Here is a 17,526-nt window from a genome sequence, read left to right as displayed (position 1 = left end):
CTGCGACAGCCGCCGCTCGGGCGTGGCCACCATGGCGGCAAGCAACTGCTGATAGTGGGCCAACAAGCCCTCCGCCCAATCCGCCTCAAACAGGTCGCAGCTGTATTCCAGACGAGCCGAAACACCCCCCGATGACATTGAGATTTTCAGCGCAAGATCGTACAGGGCAATACAGGCGCTGCCTTCGAAAGAGCTATCCACAGGAGACCATTGAGCTGGCCCAGCTTCATGGTCTCTTTCCACAGTCATCAGCGCCTGGAATACAGGCGCATAACTCAGGTTGCGCTCCATACTCAACTCATCCACCAACTGCTCAAAGGGCAGCTTACCGTGTCGACAAACTTGTTCCCGAACCCTGGCAATTTGGCGAATAAAATCCAGTACTCTTGGATCGTCGCTCACACAGCCGCATACCGGCAGTGTATTAGTCAGCGGGCCCACCACCGCCCTAGCGTCCTCCCCCGTGCGATAGTCAATAGCCGTACCCACGGCAATATGCTCCTGCCGCGTGTAACGATTGAGCAGAACCATAAAGGCCGCCAGAAACACATCATCGAGATGGAGATCGTGACTGTGACCCAGCTGTGGAAGTCCAGCGATCAAGTCGCCCCTTAGCGCAGCGGTAAGGTGCCCGCCGCGATAAGTTCGCTCGGGTGGACGTGCGCGCTCCGCAGGTAACGTCAGCAGCGCGGGAATATTTTGTAAAGACACCCGCCAAAAGGTCAGTAGCGACGGGTACTCTTCCTGTTCAGCAAGCGCATTTTGCTCCATAGAATACTTGCTAAATGATCCCTTAGGCGTTTGTGCCACATCGGCAGCGTACTTCTGAAGGTCATCCGCCAACAGAGTCAATGAGCGGTCATCTGCAATTAATTGATGAAGGGTGATGAGCACATACACCCGACCGGTATCGATGCAACTAAGTGCCATCAATCGACAAAGGGCATCCTCGTTGACATTAAACACATGCGAGCGCTCGCGCTGCACGATAGACTTCACCTCGCACTCGCGGCAGCTTTTCATGAACACACAGGCGTCAACAGGCCTGTCAAACACCTGGCAGATCGCTCCCGCTTCTACTGTAAAACGTGCCCTCAACAGCTCGTGCCGCTCGATGATTTTTCTCAGTTGCTGTTCAAGCTCAGAGCCGCCGGTACTGCCCCGCAATTGCCAGGCGCGAAATAAATTGAGTATGTGAGACGGACCGGTAAATTGAGAAAGAAACCAAAGGCGCTTCTGAATGGGGGAAAGTAGTAGGGGTGTACCGCTGCGCTTTTGCGCGTGCGCGGAATCCAGAACAAAGTTCACTGAAGGGTCGTCACTCATTGAGAAATCTAGTGGATTAAAGCTGCTGGAGAAATAATTTCACATCGTCGACCATGGCCGCGGCATCAGCCGGCCCAACCTCGTCGGTAAATGTCTGCAGAGCGAGGAATCGCCAATTCTGAATTTTTTCCAGGTCGACGTCCGATAGGCGTCCTCGTCGATAGAACTCGCCAATCAAGTTCTGTAACTCATTGGGACTTTTTTTGGTTTCGCCCTCGCATAAGTCCAGGCGCATTAATGCGTCGATCAGCCCGGCATGGGCGAGCAATACCGCCGCCTGTCTATCACGATTCAGCATCACTTCTGCGCAGGCCAAAAATGACGTATTTTTCGCATCTAGCAGGCCATCGAGCGACTGTAGAAGGTTGTCCTGATACAGATACCAGAGGGAATGGATACCTGTGGGATTTTCCAGATACAGCTTCAAATCATTACTCTGCTGCCAAAAGTTTACCATGGCATTGACGTTTATCGACTGCACTGCATGCCACCAGTGCGATGGCAAATACAGCATTTCACCAGCATCCAGAGTAACAGTAATAGGTTCGGCATGATGAAATTGGGGGTGAGCGTGATGATCAGGATGTGCGATATTGACGCGACTTAAATGTGAGTACTTATCTGTTTTATCATTTGGATAGAGGCAATCCAACTGTGCCGGATCATAGAGCGTGAAGCGTTTTCTACCAAATACCTGGGCAATAAAATTGTCTTCCGTATCAAAATGAAGGGGCGTAAACGCGCCTTTGGACCCCACCCAAAAATTGATCGTAATCAGGTTTTCGTCCAGCCAATCTGGAATACGTATGTCATCCATCAACTCCGGATAGGCGCTGGCCATGGGTTGCTGCATCAGAAAAAAACGAACACCATCTGGTTGAGTTTGCAATACCTTTTCAAGAGCTTGAGCGAGAGGTAGATTCACCCGACCATATTTGGGCTCGCCATTTTGATAAGCAAAGGTATCTTCCTGGGTATAGGCCACCTGGACCCGCTTCTCCGCCATGGTATGGACAAAATACTCCGGCGACCAGCAATCGAAAGCAGGCCACTTTTGTACCACGTCCGTGATCACAACAGGATAAGACTGTGCATAACACCGCTCAAAAAAATCGCTGAGCGTCACGCGTTCGATGGGAAATGACTGCACTATGAATATTCGCTTTCAGGAGATTTTCATAAACTGCCAGCACATTAGAGGGAATTATTTGCCGGCAGCGTCTTTAAGCGAGATTGGATGGCCCAGTTATTAGCTGCAACCTGGGCAAAAACATCTAAAACAATTCAGATTACTTAAGTAAGGTCAAATGCTTGCCGTACATGGTTTCCGCATGAATGCCGCGGTCCGCACAGGCTTGCAACATCCTATTCGATTCGACGATCTGCTTCGAATCGCCATCGTACTCAAGGCCCATAAAGTACTTGTACCAGGGTTCCATACCGAGAGCATACAGATACACCCGCGCAGGCTTAAGCAATTCAACAACGGCAAGAGCCTGCTCACAGTCAGAGCCGTTGAGTCGCCGCGATTCCTTGATCGTTTTTGCTACCACCTTTGTATGCAAAGCGCCGTAGAGCCAAGTATAGGGAGCACCCACACACTCCATTCCGATGGCGTAAACGTCAAGGTCGGCGAGCAAATCACGCATGTGTCGATACAGATTTATATCGGGATTTGCAGAATCGGCCCCAAAGAAACACTTTTTCCCTTCAAGCTCAACCAACCAAGCGGTTTTGCTACGTACGTTTAAATCGCCGTGCTCACCTAAAAAAGGGATGCTGGTAATTTGCCCACCAGTTAATGTAAAGACTTCCAGCTCGTCCATTTCCACCACGTCAAATTGCAGCTGCTGCAACATCAGCTTAAGAGAGGGATCTGCAAGGGAACCTCCGTTATTCTTTGGCACAAGAATTTTTTTGGTCTTGTATCGCAGTTGCAACAATGACTCGATATTCACATGATCCTGGTGATTATGCGTCAAACAGATACAGTCAATATTTGGTGGAATTTGGCTGAAACTGCACACATCATTGGCAAAGCTTTCTCCTCGACTGGCAATCACTGGGTCAATCAACACACAAGTATTTCTCGACTCAAGCATAAAGCCGGCGTGCCCCATATATTGTACACGCACGCCCTGATCAACCGGGGTATAGGGATGGTTACTCGTCTGTTGCGTAAAGAGTTCGCGGTAGTCTAGGCCGCCGCGGATTTTTACGTCGGCAAACCAGGATTCTACACACTGTTGTGAGACCGGAAATTCGCGAGCGCGAAATAAAGCATCAACAAGAGAGGCGTTAAAGCTTTGTTTCACTTCAAGATGATTATTATCAGGCAAGCGTGGCGTACTCAACACAAAGGGCCGATCATCCACCTTGGACCACATCCCGAAGGAAAGCGCCTGTAACTCAGGTTTATAGTAGGAACTTTTGTATAGTAGGGGCTCAATCAAACGATAGGTGGGGCGATGCTGAAGGTCCATCACCAGCTCGATGTAGCCGCTTAGTTCGGCGGGCAATTTTTCATAAAAATATTCTATGCTGTGTCCATTTGTATGTTCAACAAGCATATTGTCGACATCCCGGATGGCGTTGGCTATAGCCACCACATCAGGTAGATCCCGATCTATGTGATCAATCAGGGCTTGAACATCACCCACCTGCTCCTTCGTGCAATTGAGAAAATCGCCTCCCGTAACCACCGACTCTTTAACCGCACTAATATGCAGGTCGTAGTTGTTGACAAAAGACTTCATAATCCTTCGATGCGTACTCACCGTGTAGCGCGCCGCCGTTACCGGTGGAATTAGCATCGACCAGCAGTACCACTGATTAAACAAGGGCTCGAAATAAACGTCTTCCCTAAGATAAAGAGTTTTATCACTCATCATTCACCTATAGAGTGTCATACCGCTATTGCGCTCGAAAGACGGAATTTAATCGGCGTGCCGCCGGCCGCTGAAGTTCCGCTGTCTTTTATGTGATAGCGTTAACGGCGATTAAATATGATGCTGTACAGTAGCCCCAAGGTGCAGCCAAAGCCAGCGCCAAAAGCAATTCCCAAACCAATATTCCCAGCAAAGAGCCCGACCATAAGACCGATCGTGAGCCCAAAAGAGGCACCATAAGACATCGCCAAGGCCATATGCTTACTTTCTTTTTCATGCTTGTTTTCTGAACTCATAGTGACACCTATGTTGTTGTGTGTTGCGTGAGACCAGCTCTCATCCAGAAGGGACTAGCTTAAATCTACACACCACTGTTGACTACTGATACCTTTCACAACACCTTGAATTGTACATAAAACATTCGGATGTATGCTCACATATCGGACTAATTCAATAGCGCCCCACAGCGTTGAACTGGACTTAAAGCCGGAAAGCAGTATTGTCGCTCCAGGTAAGGGGCACAGCCTTTACCTGTGATCAACGCCTCGTCTCATGTCGTTATGTATCAACACAAACCCCGCGTTCAACTGCGTCTTATAGTTTGAATAAAAGGCAATTGTTCCAATGCATTTGTCGCCACAATGGATTACGTTTCCATTGTGTCAGGGACCTCTGACGCTTCAAGTTTTTCCGATTGCTCGAAGACCAATCTTTCATATATTGGGCAGCGCTTGAGTAAACTATCGTGATCTCCTTGATCAACAACCACTCCCTTATCGACCACCGCCACCGTATCGGCCTCACGAATAGTCGACGGCCTGTGTGCAATTGAAATAACGGTCGCATTACGCGACTCCGCCCATTGGTTTATCGCCTGCGCCACCTGGCGTTCGCTTTCTGAATCCAAAGCGCTTTTCGCCTCATCAAGAAGTAATATTTTCGGATCTCTCAACAGCGCACGAGCCAGTGCTATTCGTTGCTTCTGACCACCGGAGAGTCTCCCTCCCACTTCGCCCAAATCTGTCTCGTAGCCTGCAGGTAGATTGCGTATAAACTCGTCAGCCTGAGCCATTTGCGCTGCTGCCACGATGTGCTCTTCACTCACTCCGTCGGAACCATACGCGATATTATCTTTCACACTGCCACTGAACAAACTTTCCGACTGCGGTACATAGCCAATGGCGGAGCGAAATGCAACTGTGTCAACCAATCGCAGGTCTTTGCCATCGACACAGATTTCGCCTTCGTATTCGTCATAAAGCTTTAATAAGAGTTCAAACAATGTGGACTTTCCAGCGCCGGAATGTCCGACAAGTGCTAGATGGGTTCCGGGCTGAATATTGAGATTCAGACCTTTTAGCACCTCCACATCTGGTCTTTCCGGATAGCGAAAAAACAGATTCTTAAATTCGACCATCCCAACAAATTCACTTGCTTCCACCGACGTCGGCCATTCCACCTTTTCATCGTCGATATACTCCAAGACCTTTTTAGATGTGCCCACAGCAACATTTAAAGAGGTAGCCACCTTCAAAAAACGCATACCGGACTGAACGATCATTAGTGAAAAGTAAGCAAAGGCTATAAGCTGGCCAACAGTCATACCACCAGTAAAAATATCCTTGCCAGAAGACCACAACAGTACGACAAAAGCCATCAAGGCAAGAGATTCAACCAAAAGTGAAACACTGAGCTCTACGTGCAGTGTTTTCATTCGAAAATCGACAACATTCTGCGCTTTTTTTCCGAAAATATGCGATTCTTCCCGACCCCGGTTATAGGCGCGCACAACTTTAATATTGCGAAACACTTCACCGGTAAAGGATCCCAGTGTTGCTATTGCCGTCTGCACCTCCCGCCCGAGTATGCGCAAACGTTTGCTAACAAAAATTACGGGGAGAAACACAAAGGGCAAAGCACAAAGCACGATCAAGGTCAGCTTGGTACTGATGAACAATGCACCCACTACGCCCACTAACATGGTCAATCCTGCCGTAATAATCGTTGGCACTTGCTCAGCAAGAAAACGACCAACCGCACCGGCATCCGCGATTACTCTTGTGTGAATGTCACCACTAGACTGTTGACCAATATAGGCCATACTTCGATTAATTAAATTCTTAAATATATCCTTGCGTACATCACGGGCAATATTCTGTGACAATCTTCTTAAACACACACCGGCAACAAAGCCAGCAATACCTGACACAATAATGTAGGCAAAGGCTACCAGCAGTGCGTTATCAAGAAATTGCACAGCTTCTGACTGGGTTTCCGGAAATGCATCAACTACATAGCGGATCAAAAAACCCACGCTGAACGACATTGCGATACCAATTAACATGGACAACAGGCCGATCACCAGTAGCGACGTATGACTTGAAAAATAGGGAAGCAGCTTTTTTAACGTATTGATGCCTTCCTGGACCACCACTTCGGGTTTTGCCGTTGCGCTCATAATCGCGACCTTATTGTTAAACAACGAGAGTTAATCATGATATTCTGGATTTATAGGATACATTTAAATAAAAGGGGAAATGCATATAGCGGGCTAGCAAATCTGCTCTCGTACCATGCTGCCTGTCTAAAGCTGCACTCGGTCCAATTAACTGACATCGTCAGACCGCACTCCTCTCGGCATCAATATATTGCTCCGCAGAACTGCATCGGCGGAAGGTTCCCGGAAAAATTCCTCTACAGGTATTTGTATAGGCTCCAGTATCGTATCTGCATGGACTACCATAGCACCTCCCTTAGGGATACCATAGCCTTTTGCAAAATCCTCCTGACCGCCAAGCAGAGACTTCAGACGGCACCACTGCCTCTGCTCGTCGTGTGCATCGATATAGAAGGGAACAATTTTTGTTGTGGAAATAAAAGACTGTCCCTCTTCCTTAAATCCCATACCAAGTTGCACCGCTCCCGCCGATACTCCCACGAGTACTGAGCCTGCCAGAAATCGCTCAGTAAAAATCGCATCATAGCCCGCTTCTTGCATAACTGACCATCCTAGACCGACTTCGCCTCCAGCGAGCAGTAGTAAATTCGCCTCCTTAAGAAAGTCCAGATCTTCATCCGCTGCATCGGCTTTTACCATACGTGCTTCGTGAGCGCCAATATTATTCATTGCTGCCTGAAATAATTGGTAAAACTCTGTTTGATCACCGTTTGACATACCTAAGTAGGCGGCTTTAAATGTCTTATCACTGTTGACATCGAGATCTTCTCTAATCATTGAAATAAGTGAATTATCCTGGGGCGGCCAGAACAATTGATGGCTATCTGCCAGCAAGTAGACCGATTTACGAGATGTTGACATAGCAGATTTCTAATGGGTTTAGGGGATCTTTAAAAAGAACATAATTGTGTGCGCCCTTGCTGACTATCCGATTATGATCGAACTTGTTCTAGCTTAAACCAACATCATACGGTATTTATCGCAGCTCAAAGCGGTCTCATAGTAGAAGACCAAGTCACCATTGCCATCTTATGCCCAAAAAATTATCTTGATGCTCTGCTCTGCAGTGGATACGGAGTCAGCCAAGCCACAGCCTTAAGTTTAGGGTAATTTTCTTTTAAAAATAGAGCAATTTTTACTCTTCCATAGTTTAGGCGCACGGAAGATGGCTTTTTTAAAATCTCACGATTTTCAATGATGGTACGTCGAGTTCTAAAAAATTAGTTTTATCAGCAACCTTAGCATTGCTTCCCTGTCATTAAAAATTGAAACAATTATGTGCCCACTCCTTTTTAATCATTTTAGGCTATATAATTTCAATTCATATCGGCGGATTGAAGCTTTGCCTTGTCGATTTTACCATTGGAATTTATAGGGAGATCGGAATTCACTATAATTTGATCGGGAATCATATATGCGGGCAAAATCTTAAGTAATTTTTCGCGAATTATTTTTATTGTAAGCTCGCTAGTTTCACCAATAGCGATATATGCAACTAAGATTTGGTCTCCTGAATCCATTACCTTTCGAATCACAAGTGCATCAATAACCTCAGAGATAGCGGCAATGGCACTGCGAATTTCCTCTAGCGATATGCGATAGCCACGAATCTTTATCTGATTATCCCGGCGACCAATAAATGAGAGCTCACCCGACGGATTTTCGCACACAAGATCACCCGTTCGATAAAGTAAGCCTTCATCAATATCGCTATTAGTAAAAAATGCATTAGCACACTTGCTGTCACCAAGATAACCGAGTGCTACTCCGGCACCGCTAACGATTAGCTCGCCCACCTCACCCGGGTTAACCGCCCTGTCCTGTTCGTCCAAGATGTGAATAGATGTACCACTAACGGCTCTACCGATAGGAACATGCATCCCCGGAGGGTTGCTAGCAGTCATTCTATGACAGCATGTAAATGTGGTATTTTCTGTAGGTCCATAGCCATTCACAACAGTAATATTAGGAATACTCTCAAGAACGGTTAAAATATTTTTGCTATTTAACACATCACCTCCAGCGAGCATTACTCGCAAAGGCTTCAACGCTTCGATAAATCTCTCGGATACCAAATGGAAAAGCGCCGCTGTGAGCCACATTATCGTGACTTTATTGTCCAGAAGCTCCCGTTTGAGTAAATTAGGGTCCAATACGGCACCTGAATACAATACAAGCGTGGCGCCATTTAGTATCGCGCCCCAGATTTCGAATGTCGAGGCATCAAACGACGCAGGCGCGAATTGCAAAATAGCATCGGACTCGTTGATTTCAATAAAGTTGGTTTTGATGACCAGCCGCGATACAGCTCGATGAGGCACAATAACGCCTTTTGGATTCCCGGTGGAACCCGAGGTAAACATGACGTAGGCTTTATCTTCCTCGTGAATATCTCGTTCAGGACCAAGTTCATATTGAGATTGAAAGACATCAACGTCGTCGATGTTGACTACAGAACAATGCTTTGCATATTGAACTCTTGAAGCTGCATTGCACACAACCAGTTTCGCCTTGGAAATTGTGAGACATAAATGGTTCCGGGCAATGGGATTGGATTCGTCTAGCGGAAAATAGGCGGCACCGCATTTGAGAATGGCTATCATTGAAATTACCATCTCAAAACTTCTCGGCAAGGCGATAGCGACAATATCTCCAGAAGTAACGCCACATTCAGACAGGTGTTTAGCCAGATAGTTCGAACATTTTTCGAGCTCTCGATAACTCAAACTGCGATTGAGGTATTTGATCGCGATATTATCGGGTTTGTGCGCACATATCCAATTAAAACGCTCAGGAATCGAAGGGTAACGCTCAAGCTGCATTTGCTTGTTGTCCATACAGATAATTCCAAATGGTGATTAATGTATTGGAATCTTCGCGCAACAACCCATAGTGATCTGCGTCGGGATCGATATAGACTTCCGCATTAGGAATGAGCGATGCAATCCTTTTGGTGCTTTCAACATTTGCCTGAGCATCCAGCTCTCCACTCATCAACAAAGTTTTATGAGGCACCCATTGAGCGAGATGCTCAAAATCATTGGCTTTATAAGATAAATAGTTTGCCGAATGGCGACGTAAAAATTCAAGACGGGTAAATGGCATGTCTATGCCATCTGGCCGGTTGGATGTCTCTTCCAAACGTTCCTGCTTTATCTTATCGAATACGGACTGTAGATAACTTTCATCCTTTCCAGCCATGGAAAGCAAGCTGTCGATTTCCCTGGCAAAATTGGTTGTACACTCTTCGAGCTTTAGCATCGTGTATTCACCGTGGACCAACAGCAGATCATTAATCAGGTTGGGATACCGGTTTGCAGCACCCAATGCAATACCAGCACCTGAACAGTAACCCACTACAATGTATTTTTCACTGGGGAACAAGTCCAGGATAGTTTTCATATCCGATAGGTGATTTTCTATAGAAAATTCTTCCTTCCCAACTTCACGTGTTGAATCCTCCAGGATTGAGCGCGTTTCCCACACGACTACATTGTATTGGGGTTCAAAAAACTGCAGAAATGGTGTGGCCAGGTCCAACTTTAAACCAAAAGGAAAAATAAGGGCAATCCAGGGCTTGTCTTCTTTGATATCAGTTACGGCATAATGAAGTTCTATGCCGTCATGGCTTTTTATTGCATCTTGTTTCATTTTATTTCGACCTATATATTTTAATTTACTCATCAGTAACTGCGTTAAACCCACCAATGCATAATATGGAACACCAGACGCTCCTCACTCTTAATCGATAAATTAGGGTTGAGAATGCGTGCCGCTTGCCAAATCGTGGATTTATGCTGCTTTCTAGCCGGCGACCTTTCCTTAGACATTTTCTCTATCTCTTCTTCCGCATAGGCAAAGATCGAATAGTTTGCGTTAAGTCGATGATTGCGTGCTTAGCACGGATCAATGGCAACTCTGATTGGGGTGGCTACAACCTGATTAAGTATTTGACTACTGGGGGCTAGCGCATATTCGACCTTTTAAACCTTCAGTAAAGCTTTAGAAAAGCAACTCACCGGAGAGCTTTATATAGTAGGTGCCAAGTTTGGGGAATGATATGCCAGTCGATCGGTGACGATAAACTGTGGAGGTGACGTCACCTATTGCCGTTTATTTTTCTAAGCCATTTTTAGCTAAGCACGCAGCTCATACCGTATGTCAAAAATAGTACATGATTTATTCGAACAAGGTTTAGGATATCTATAAGGCTAAAGACGATGAGCTTAAATTCTTTACACAAGCCTCGGTAAAGCAAGCTTCCGCTCAGGTAGCTGTGTCCTGTGGTTTCCATCTATACGGCAGTTTATTTAACTACGCTTAGTTGACCCAATAATTTTTCTCGGTGAAACGGGAATAAAATTTTTCCATTCCATTGCGGCAAAAAAACTATTTAGGGCCTTCTGGCAATATCTCATAAGTGACCGCGTCTATTATTTGCACTTTGAAGCAGCTTACTTTTCAGCAACTTCCTTTTTACTATCTAACTGCTCCATATGTTTACGCAAACTCAAGGGGCGCATATCGGTCCAGACTTCCTCGATGTAGTCGAGACACTCGGACTTTTTACCTTCTTTACCTGCATCCCTCCAACCCAAAGCGTTCTCTCTGTCGGCAGGCCAAATCGAGTATTGTTCTTCATGATTCAATACGACTTTATAGATACGATCTTCATCTTCATCATTAAACATTAATATACTCCTACCAACATAGCTAAGAATTTTTAATTAAAAGCTTGCCGCTTCTTTAAGCCGCAGTTTGACGATAACTTTATAAAACATAGTTTCTTGGAAGGTCAATCATCTAGACAGCCAAACATTTCTTGTCAGAACCACCAACCTAAAGGCTTCCTTACATGGATTTATACTGTTTTGAAAGATGACATGCTAGGCGGGAGGAAATACGCGCTTTCATGTCCCTTGGATGATTTTAGCTAAACGGGCCTTTTGCCGCCTTACGGCTTACATTGACAACAGAATATCTGTCTAGCTATCTCGACTTGGCCCATCATACCTTTATACCGCGTCACCTGACTGCTTTATATATTAACCTGCCATACTTCGCGACGACCTCTTCCAATATATGGTATTTGATCGCCGCGATGGTCTTCCGATTCCTAGTTATACAGGCAGGTCAATTCAATTGGGATAACGGCAAAATAACCTCCAGCTATCCGCCGGTAAATATTGAAGTTTGCAAGCCTTTGCATCCCTTCTAATGACTTTGATTCTTCTTAAAGTGCAAATTTGTAACCACGATTGCTTTCTGCAACCACACGATTCTGTTTGAACTTATCTTCACCGGAGACAACGACCACGCCATACTTATCCAAACTCAAAGTAGTACCATACTCTGAGATCGTCTTCGTATTTGGGTAGATTTTAACGCTTGTAGGCACATATCTCGCAGTAAATCCGAGTCTGCTTTTGTCTTTTGATGAATTGGGCATAGAAGAATGCATCAAAGTGGACCAGAATATTACAAACTGTCCGGCCTTCATCTCTATAGATACTGCCAAATTGTCGTCCGGAGTCCAATCTGGATCCTTTTGTAAATTACGGTAATCGTAACCAAAGAAACCCCGTTTCATTCCACCTTTTTCTAATTTATTCTCGTTTTCTGGCGAATAGATCATTTCCTTGGATTCGTCGTAGAACATCTCTTCCTGTGTACCTGGAATAAAGCGCAGACACGCGGTCTCTTCCGTTACGTCGGTAATCGCCGTCCATACAGTCACTGCACCACCAAAATCTGAGCCATTGGGCCATTCAATTTGCGCCGAGCCCGAGGCGTGGCCAAAATTATCGGCCTGATGCCAATCAGTGCCTTCATCTCCAGGGTATTTTGGAAACATTTCTGAACGCCAGCAGATTATATCTGGCCCTAATACCGGCTCCAGTTTATCAACAATTTCTCGACGCATGACATGCTGGCTGAAAAAGTCTATATCCAAATGACGATCATAACCCGCAAGTCTGCTGGTATGATCCAAATCGTAGATCGCTTTGGAACGATCAAACATGTCCGCACGCAGAGATGCATTATACAATTCTTTAATTTCGTTAGAATCATATAGGTCAAATGGGCCTATATATCCATCACGACGAAACTTGTCCAGATCGACATTTGAAAGACTGAATTTTTTTTTCATTTCTTATAACCTTATTATTGCACTGTATTTAGCTTGAACATTTTAGCTGAACTTGAGCGCTAACCGTTTTGCGATGCATACAGCTCTACCCATTCTCCAATAGTAGGCGCTCGCATCAAGTCACTGGTTTGCACTGTAACATTGAGTGATTTTTCTATAGCTATTTGCAGTTCAACTACTGTTAGGGAAGATACGCCACGACTAAAAAAATTTTCGTCATCCGAAATACCCTTCATGGCTTCTTTTTCATTGAAAGAACTTTTTATAAGCTCATATACTTCTTCTCTTTGCATTTTATTATGCCTCGCTTTGTTTAAGTTTAGTTGTTCTATTACTTTTATTTGCAACTTACAATTCCGATTGATAGGAATATTTAGGCCGATAGTAAACCGATTTGGAACAATATGGGGCTGTACTATCTTAGTGCTCAGCCACTCGGAGCATCCGTTATTAGCAAATTATTTTCGTTTTTAACGTATGCCGGTATTAACTGGGCAGCAGTGTCAAAGTTATTTCAGTTGGAGACTGACGGGACGCAAGCAAATCTATGGGTCTTAACCGCAACGGCCGAACCCGTTCTGCTTTATTGGCTTGGAGAGCAACGCACTTTGCAGCGGTCCGCCGAGGTTCCGCATCGTCAAGCATAGTTGGTGGCTTCAACTGGAAATACCTGATTCTTGACGTCGCCACCTCAACGCTCAATACGCATTGGCCGGAGCTTTCGAATAATTCAAAGAAAAGTGTAGGCAGAATTCTTTCGCTCGACCACACTTGTCGGGCTTTACCAATAGGTATAACACTCTAGCCTGGTTTTGCCCGCTTGATGATAAAACTTGCAATTTCATATCAAAAGAAAATACAAATGCTATGCAGAACTTTCCTGATTTCTTCTCGATTGTGGCTTAGCGTATCGATACTATCGCGACATTTGACAGCTTTTTTGACTAGAAATAACCACATCACTTAGTGGCGCACCCTCTTGCGAACACCCCCGAGGAGAATTTCTTGACAATTGCAATTGATTTTTTCATATTTCCATTTCTATTAAAATCAACTGGTGAAAGCAGGGGATATCCCGAACTCTTTATACAATCAAGTTAACTTGTAATTATTCCAATAAACTAATTATATCTTATACTTTTAGGGCGAAAATTAACTTGCAACTTGGTCAAAACTATACATTGCCAGGTAACGATTGATTTCCCTGACTACCATGGACTCTGATTTATGTATAAAGAAATGATCCCCAGGAAAACGTTTAGCAAAAAATTCACAATTCGTATGTGCTGCCCATCCTTGAATCTCTTTCTCCCCCAACTTTTGCTCCTGCTCACCTCCAAAAGCGTATATTGGGCAGTTTAATTTTTCTTTTTCTCTATAGCAATAATTTTCACATAACTTAAAATCCGCCCGGAGCTGAGGAATAAATACTTCACGAAGATCTTTATTTCTTAGAACGTCTCCAAGATTATCTTCGTACTCTTTCAGCAAAGCAGTCAGGAAATCCCCCTCCGGAAGGTGCGCAATTGGTGGCTCATCTTCAGGAAACTGCGGTGACCGACGACCTGCGGGGATATAGAATAATGGTAACGGTAGCCCCTTGCTACCTATCTGGCGTAGGCATTCAAAACTCATTAGGCTGCCCATACTATGCCCAAATACCACATATGGCTTGTCAATCACAGGCTCAAGGGCTACCACCACTTTGCCAATCAATTCATCAAAGTTGGTTATAAAGTCCTCTTGATACCGGCCCTCCCTACCCGGAAGTTGCACTCCCAGAAGATCTACATTAGCAGACAAAAATTTTGGCCAGTTTCTATAAGCTGACGCACTACCGCCAGCATAATGAAAACAGATCAGACGTACTTCAGCCGTCGGCCGATTAGTGTAATTAACCAGCCAGGGATTGTTTTTCACTGACATTCAAACCTCTAGCTTCATGAATCTCTTCGACTTTAGAGAAAGCATTAACCGCTTGGTACCTGTAAATATAAACCGACTAGATAAGACTTAGATCCGCTCTACTTATCATGGATCTATTCACTCTTGGAGTGGCGGCAGTGAATTACTGCACTTCAGCAGGCTCTTGATCCAACCGAATTTTTTCGCCCCAAGCTTGTCATGGCTAAATATTTATTGATGACGGGCAAATACTATGGAGACCTTGAAGTACTTGCACCTCTGACTTGCTGGTATTCGCCATTTGTGAAGCTATACGCTGCCAGATCCATTAACCTTCTTCCTGAGGCTATAGCAGAAACCATTTTTACACCAATCACTAAACAGCGGCTGGCTGCGAGATCCCTTTATCTGATGGAGCATTTGACACAGCAGCTGCTTCTGGCTTCCATGTAGTTATTAATCATCCTTATTCGTTGCGTTAGGTGTACATCGGCGCCAAATACATAACAGGTTTACGCTTCCTGTTTTTCTTGCTCTATTTTTTCCATGTGTTTACGCAAACTTAAGGGCCGCATGTCAGTCCAGACTTCATCAATGTAAGCCAGACATTCGGCCTTAAGCCCTTCTTTTCCCACATCGTTCCAGCCCAAAGCATTTTCCCGGTCAGCCGGCCAAATTGAATACTGCTCTTCGTGATTCATCACCACTTTAAAAATTCTGCTTTCGTCGTCATCACCAAACATAAGATCCCCTTTTTAGGTATTCAAACTATTACCATGTAACAATTAATTCTATTACAGCATTCGCACAACCAGGGCAAGACTTAGGGTTCGGTTAATGGGAAGTTGCCCCTTTAGATGCCTCACGAGCCAGTATCTCCTCTTCACTTTCCACTAACTCCAGGCGCCCCTTGCCTTTCAAAGTCTTTAGATCAACATCAGCAATCAAACGAACGCGGTCATAGTTAAGAATCAAATCCCCAACCAAATGCACCTGTCCAGTACTGTTTTCGAAGTCGGCCTCCTCCAGCTTGCAGGACTCCTTGTCCAACTGGCTTCCGAGTTCTGTTCCACCCTTTGTCTCTGTGAACTTCAGCAGAACAAACCCTCTATCAATTTGTTCTTTCAGTTCAATAGCGGACTCACTTCGCTCGGCGGCAATTGGGTGTTCACCTTTGCACAGGCGCTGCACTAATTCATTCATAACCTAAACCTCTCCATAGGGTTTCAACTAAACTTAACTGGAAATTTTATTTGTTCTAAAGTGACACTGTTTCAAAAACACCACTAAAATTACTCAGGTATTCCTGTAGAAGAATCGCTAGTGATTTAGAGCTCAAAGCTTAGAATGCCGCCTTTTGCTTTCATTGGTTTTTCTCATGAGGCGACACTTAAAGCGGCAATTGTTTGGAAGAGCGAAAATGGTGATTTTCGCGGTCAGTGGAATCTAGTGATGCAACAGGACACAGCTCTACACTATTTTTATTGAAGGCAACGCTTCCGCCGGGGGGGGCTTGGCTCCCCAGCAACTAGGCACGGCTTATCAGTGCCATAGTACAACGTACTTCTTACTTTCTTCAAGCAAAACTGCAATTTTGATTGCACAGGAAGCTTTCCATACCAACCGACAGCTGTGCTTCAAGTAATGAGCATTATACATTGATGGCAATTAAGTAATTAATGGCCTGTCATAATCGACTCAACATATGAGTGAAGTAGTCAAGCGGTTGATAGCCGTAGTGAGTCAACACTTACATTGACCTGGTGCAGACTGCCTATCATATTGATAAGCACAATGACCCTATCATTGCCGCGGCTGCACTGGAATATTGCATCGACACCCTCAAAGCTTCCAGTTGCTATGGCAACCTTATCTCCCGCTTTCAAGTCCTTCGCCGTCATAGGCTTTGACGCACTGTCAACCATGATCCGCTGCTTGATATTTTCTACGACTTCAATGCCCACAGTGGCCAATGATTGACCAAAGCGGACAAAATCCCGCACTCCTCTAGTTGACCGAATCGCAGTCCAGTTGACCTCGTCACTATTAAGCCAAATGAACATATATCCTGGAAATAGAGGCTCCTTTTTCATTTTTGGTGTCAATGTTTTTGATCTATTGACACTAATCATCGGCAAGTAAATCTTGTGATTTTGATTTTCTAAGAAATTTGCTGCTTGCTGTTCGAGTTGTCGCTTGCAGCCCAGCAGATACCACCGCCCCATACCTCAATCACCCCAAAAATATCGTTGACAGACTCCCTCCTGTTAAAAGCACTAAGCATCCCTTTATGTCATTATGTTCAAAGCTGGTTTTACACCAATCACTCCTGCTGAGTCAGCTCGGAATTACCAATCTTTTCAGCTGAAGCCTATCGCGGCCAAACTCATTGGAGTCCTGCTTAGCCATCGGAGAATTCAGCGTCCATATGTAATGATATACATTCGTGTTTACAAGTCAGAGGACCAAATACTTGAAGCGCTATGTCATATTGATACATTTAAAAATACCTCCCATCGGACATTAATGCTTTACTTGTCAATTGGTTCAGATTGCAACAACTCAGAAAGCGCATACTCTAATCCGGCTGAACTAGCGCTATTTATATTGGGATCTAAAGACCTTTGGGATGACCCCGTGCTGCCGCAGCTGAATCTATTTCTGTAACGAAGCATTAGATTGCTCCCATAGCAAGCTGGTTTTATGCCCGTAACAGATCCACTACTTATGAGGACTTTCTCTAAGTTATAAATTGATGCCATAGGGTGCTGCTGAATGATCGTACGTTTATTCAGCTG

The 17,526-nt window shown here is 44.9% G+C and carries 15 protein-coding genes; all 15 read right to left on the bottom strand.

The features are described from left to right. Nucleotides 1-1,326: condensation domain-containing protein (locus tag ABVT36_RS12520; RefSeq protein ID WP_368456872.1), on the bottom strand; the 1,326-nt coding region annotated here is incomplete at its 3' end. A 16-nt stretch (nucleotides 1,327-1,342) separates the two neighbouring features. Further along, entirely contained in the window at nucleotides 1,343-2,476 is a 1,134-nt protein-coding gene (locus ABVT36_RS12515) for a cupin-like domain-containing protein (protein WP_368456870.1), read from the bottom strand. Nucleotides 2,477-2,615: 139 nt separating this feature from the next. After that, on the bottom strand, nucleotides 2,616-4,214 hold the full coding sequence (locus ABVT36_RS12510) for an MBL fold metallo-hydrolase (protein WP_368456869.1): 1,599 nt from the start codon (nucleotides 4,212-4,214) through the stop codon (nucleotides 2,616-2,618). Between the two features lie 101 nt (nucleotides 4,215-4,315). After that, nucleotides 4,316-4,510: a hypothetical protein gene (locus tag ABVT36_RS12505; RefSeq protein ID WP_367152443.1), complete on the bottom strand. Its 195-nt coding sequence runs from the start codon at nucleotides 4,508-4,510 to the stop codon at nucleotides 4,316-4,318. 350 nt (nucleotides 4,511-4,860) lie between these two features. Further along, the gene (locus ABVT36_RS12500; protein WP_368456868.1) at nucleotides 4,861-6,672 is read right to left on the bottom strand and encodes an ABC transporter ATP-binding protein; all 1,812 of its coding nucleotides are present in this window, start codon (nucleotides 6,670-6,672) and stop codon (nucleotides 4,861-4,863) included. 147 nt (nucleotides 6,673-6,819) lie between these two features. Then, nucleotides 6,820-7,533, bottom strand: a complete 714-nt coding sequence (locus ABVT36_RS12495) for a Type 1 glutamine amidotransferase-like domain-containing protein (protein ID WP_368456867.1) — start codon at nucleotides 7,531-7,533, stop codon at nucleotides 6,820-6,822. A 455-nt stretch (nucleotides 7,534-7,988) separates the two neighbouring features. Continuing rightward, the gene (locus ABVT36_RS12490; protein ID WP_368456866.1) at nucleotides 7,989-9,509 is read right to left on the bottom strand and encodes an amino acid adenylation domain-containing protein; all 1,521 of its coding nucleotides are present in this window, start codon (nucleotides 9,507-9,509) and stop codon (nucleotides 7,989-7,991) included. Next, nucleotides 9,484-10,356, bottom strand: a complete 873-nt coding sequence (locus tag ABVT36_RS12485; protein ID WP_368456865.1) for an alpha/beta fold hydrolase — start codon at nucleotides 10,354-10,356, stop codon at nucleotides 9,484-9,486. The genes ABVT36_RS12490 and ABVT36_RS12485 overlap by 26 nt, the downstream gene beginning before the upstream one ends. Nucleotides 10,357-11,126: 770 nt before the next feature. After that, nucleotides 11,127-11,363 carry an MbtH family protein gene (locus ABVT36_RS12480; protein ID WP_367152596.1) on the bottom strand — a complete coding sequence of 79 codons (237 nt, stop codon included), beginning with the start codon at nucleotides 11,361-11,363 and terminating at the stop codon, nucleotides 11,127-11,129. Between the two features lie 542 nt (nucleotides 11,364-11,905). After that, a complete protein-coding gene (locus ABVT36_RS12475) occupies nucleotides 11,906-12,823 on the bottom strand; it encodes a chlorinating enzyme (RefSeq protein ID WP_367152594.1) in 918 nt (305 codons plus the stop codon). A gap of 59 nt (nucleotides 12,824-12,882) precedes the next feature. Next, nucleotides 12,883-13,170, bottom strand: coding sequence for an acyl carrier protein (locus ABVT36_RS12470; protein ID WP_367152593.1), 288 nt, complete (start codon nucleotides 13,168-13,170; stop codon nucleotides 12,883-12,885). 805 nt (nucleotides 13,171-13,975) lie between these two features. Next, entirely contained in the window at nucleotides 13,976-14,749 is a 774-nt protein-coding gene (locus tag ABVT36_RS12465) for a thioesterase II family protein (protein WP_368456864.1), read from the bottom strand. 491 nt (nucleotides 14,750-15,240) lie between these two features. Beyond that, nucleotides 15,241-15,471: an MbtH family protein gene (locus tag ABVT36_RS12460; protein ID WP_367152589.1), complete on the bottom strand. Its 231-nt coding sequence runs from the start codon at nucleotides 15,469-15,471 to the stop codon at nucleotides 15,241-15,243. A gap of 91 nt (nucleotides 15,472-15,562) precedes the next feature. Then, nucleotides 15,563-15,931: a hypothetical protein gene (locus tag ABVT36_RS12455; protein WP_368456863.1), complete on the bottom strand. Its 369-nt coding sequence runs from the start codon at nucleotides 15,929-15,931 to the stop codon at nucleotides 15,563-15,565. A gap of 515 nt (nucleotides 15,932-16,446) precedes the next feature. Further along, nucleotides 16,447-16,953, bottom strand: a complete 507-nt coding sequence (rfaH, locus tag ABVT36_RS12450; protein ID WP_368456862.1) for a transcription/translation regulatory transformer protein RfaH — start codon at nucleotides 16,951-16,953, stop codon at nucleotides 16,447-16,449. Nucleotides 16,954-17,526 lie beyond the last annotated feature (573 nt).

Source organism: Microbulbifer sp. TYP-18, assembly GCF_040932045.1.
Classification (GTDB): domain Bacteria; phylum Pseudomonadota; class Gammaproteobacteria; order Pseudomonadales; family Cellvibrionaceae; genus Microbulbifer.
This window is presented reverse-complemented; position numbering and strand designations above follow the sequence as displayed.

Coding starts and splice junctions, on each gene's coding strand:
- ABVT36_RS12510 (WP_368456869.1), bottom strand. CDS start 4,214: ATGAGTGATAAAACTCTTTATCTTAGGGAAGACGTTTATTTCGAGCCC.
- ABVT36_RS12505 (WP_367152443.1), bottom strand. CDS start 4,510: ATGAGTTCAGAAAACAAGCATGAAAAAGAAAGTAAGCATATGGCCTTG.
- ABVT36_RS12500 (WP_368456868.1), bottom strand. CDS start 6,672: ATGAGCGCAACGGCAAAACCCGAAGTGGTGGTCCAGGAAGGCATCAAT.
- ABVT36_RS12495 (WP_368456867.1), bottom strand. CDS start 7,533: ATGTCAACATCTCGTAAATCGGTCTACTTGCTGGCAGATAGCCATCAA.
- ABVT36_RS12490 (WP_368456866.1), bottom strand. CDS start 9,509: ATGGACAACAAGCAAATGCAGCTTGAGCGTTACCCTTCGATTCCTGAG.
- ABVT36_RS12485 (WP_368456865.1), bottom strand. CDS start 10,356: ATGAGTAAATTAAAATATATAGGTCGAAATAAAATGAAACAAGATGCA.
- ABVT36_RS12480 (WP_367152596.1), bottom strand. CDS start 11,363: ATGTTTAATGATGAAGATGAAGATCGTATCTATAAAGTCGTATTGAAT.
- ABVT36_RS12475 (WP_367152594.1), bottom strand. CDS start 12,823: ATGAAAAAAAAATTCAGTCTTTCAAATGTCGATCTGGACAAGTTTCGT.
- ABVT36_RS12465 (WP_368456864.1), bottom strand. CDS start 14,749: ATGTCAGTGAAAAACAATCCCTGGCTGGTTAATTACACTAATCGGCCG.
- ABVT36_RS12460 (WP_367152589.1), bottom strand. CDS start 15,471: ATGTTTGGTGATGACGACGAAAGCAGAATTTTTAAAGTGGTGATGAAT.
- ABVT36_RS12455 (WP_368456863.1), bottom strand. CDS start 15,931: ATGAATGAATTAGTGCAGCGCCTGTGCAAAGGTGAACACCCAATTGCC.
- rfaH (WP_368456862.1), bottom strand. CDS start 16,953: ATGGGGCGGTGGTATCTGCTGGGCTGCAAGCGACAACTCGAACAGCAA.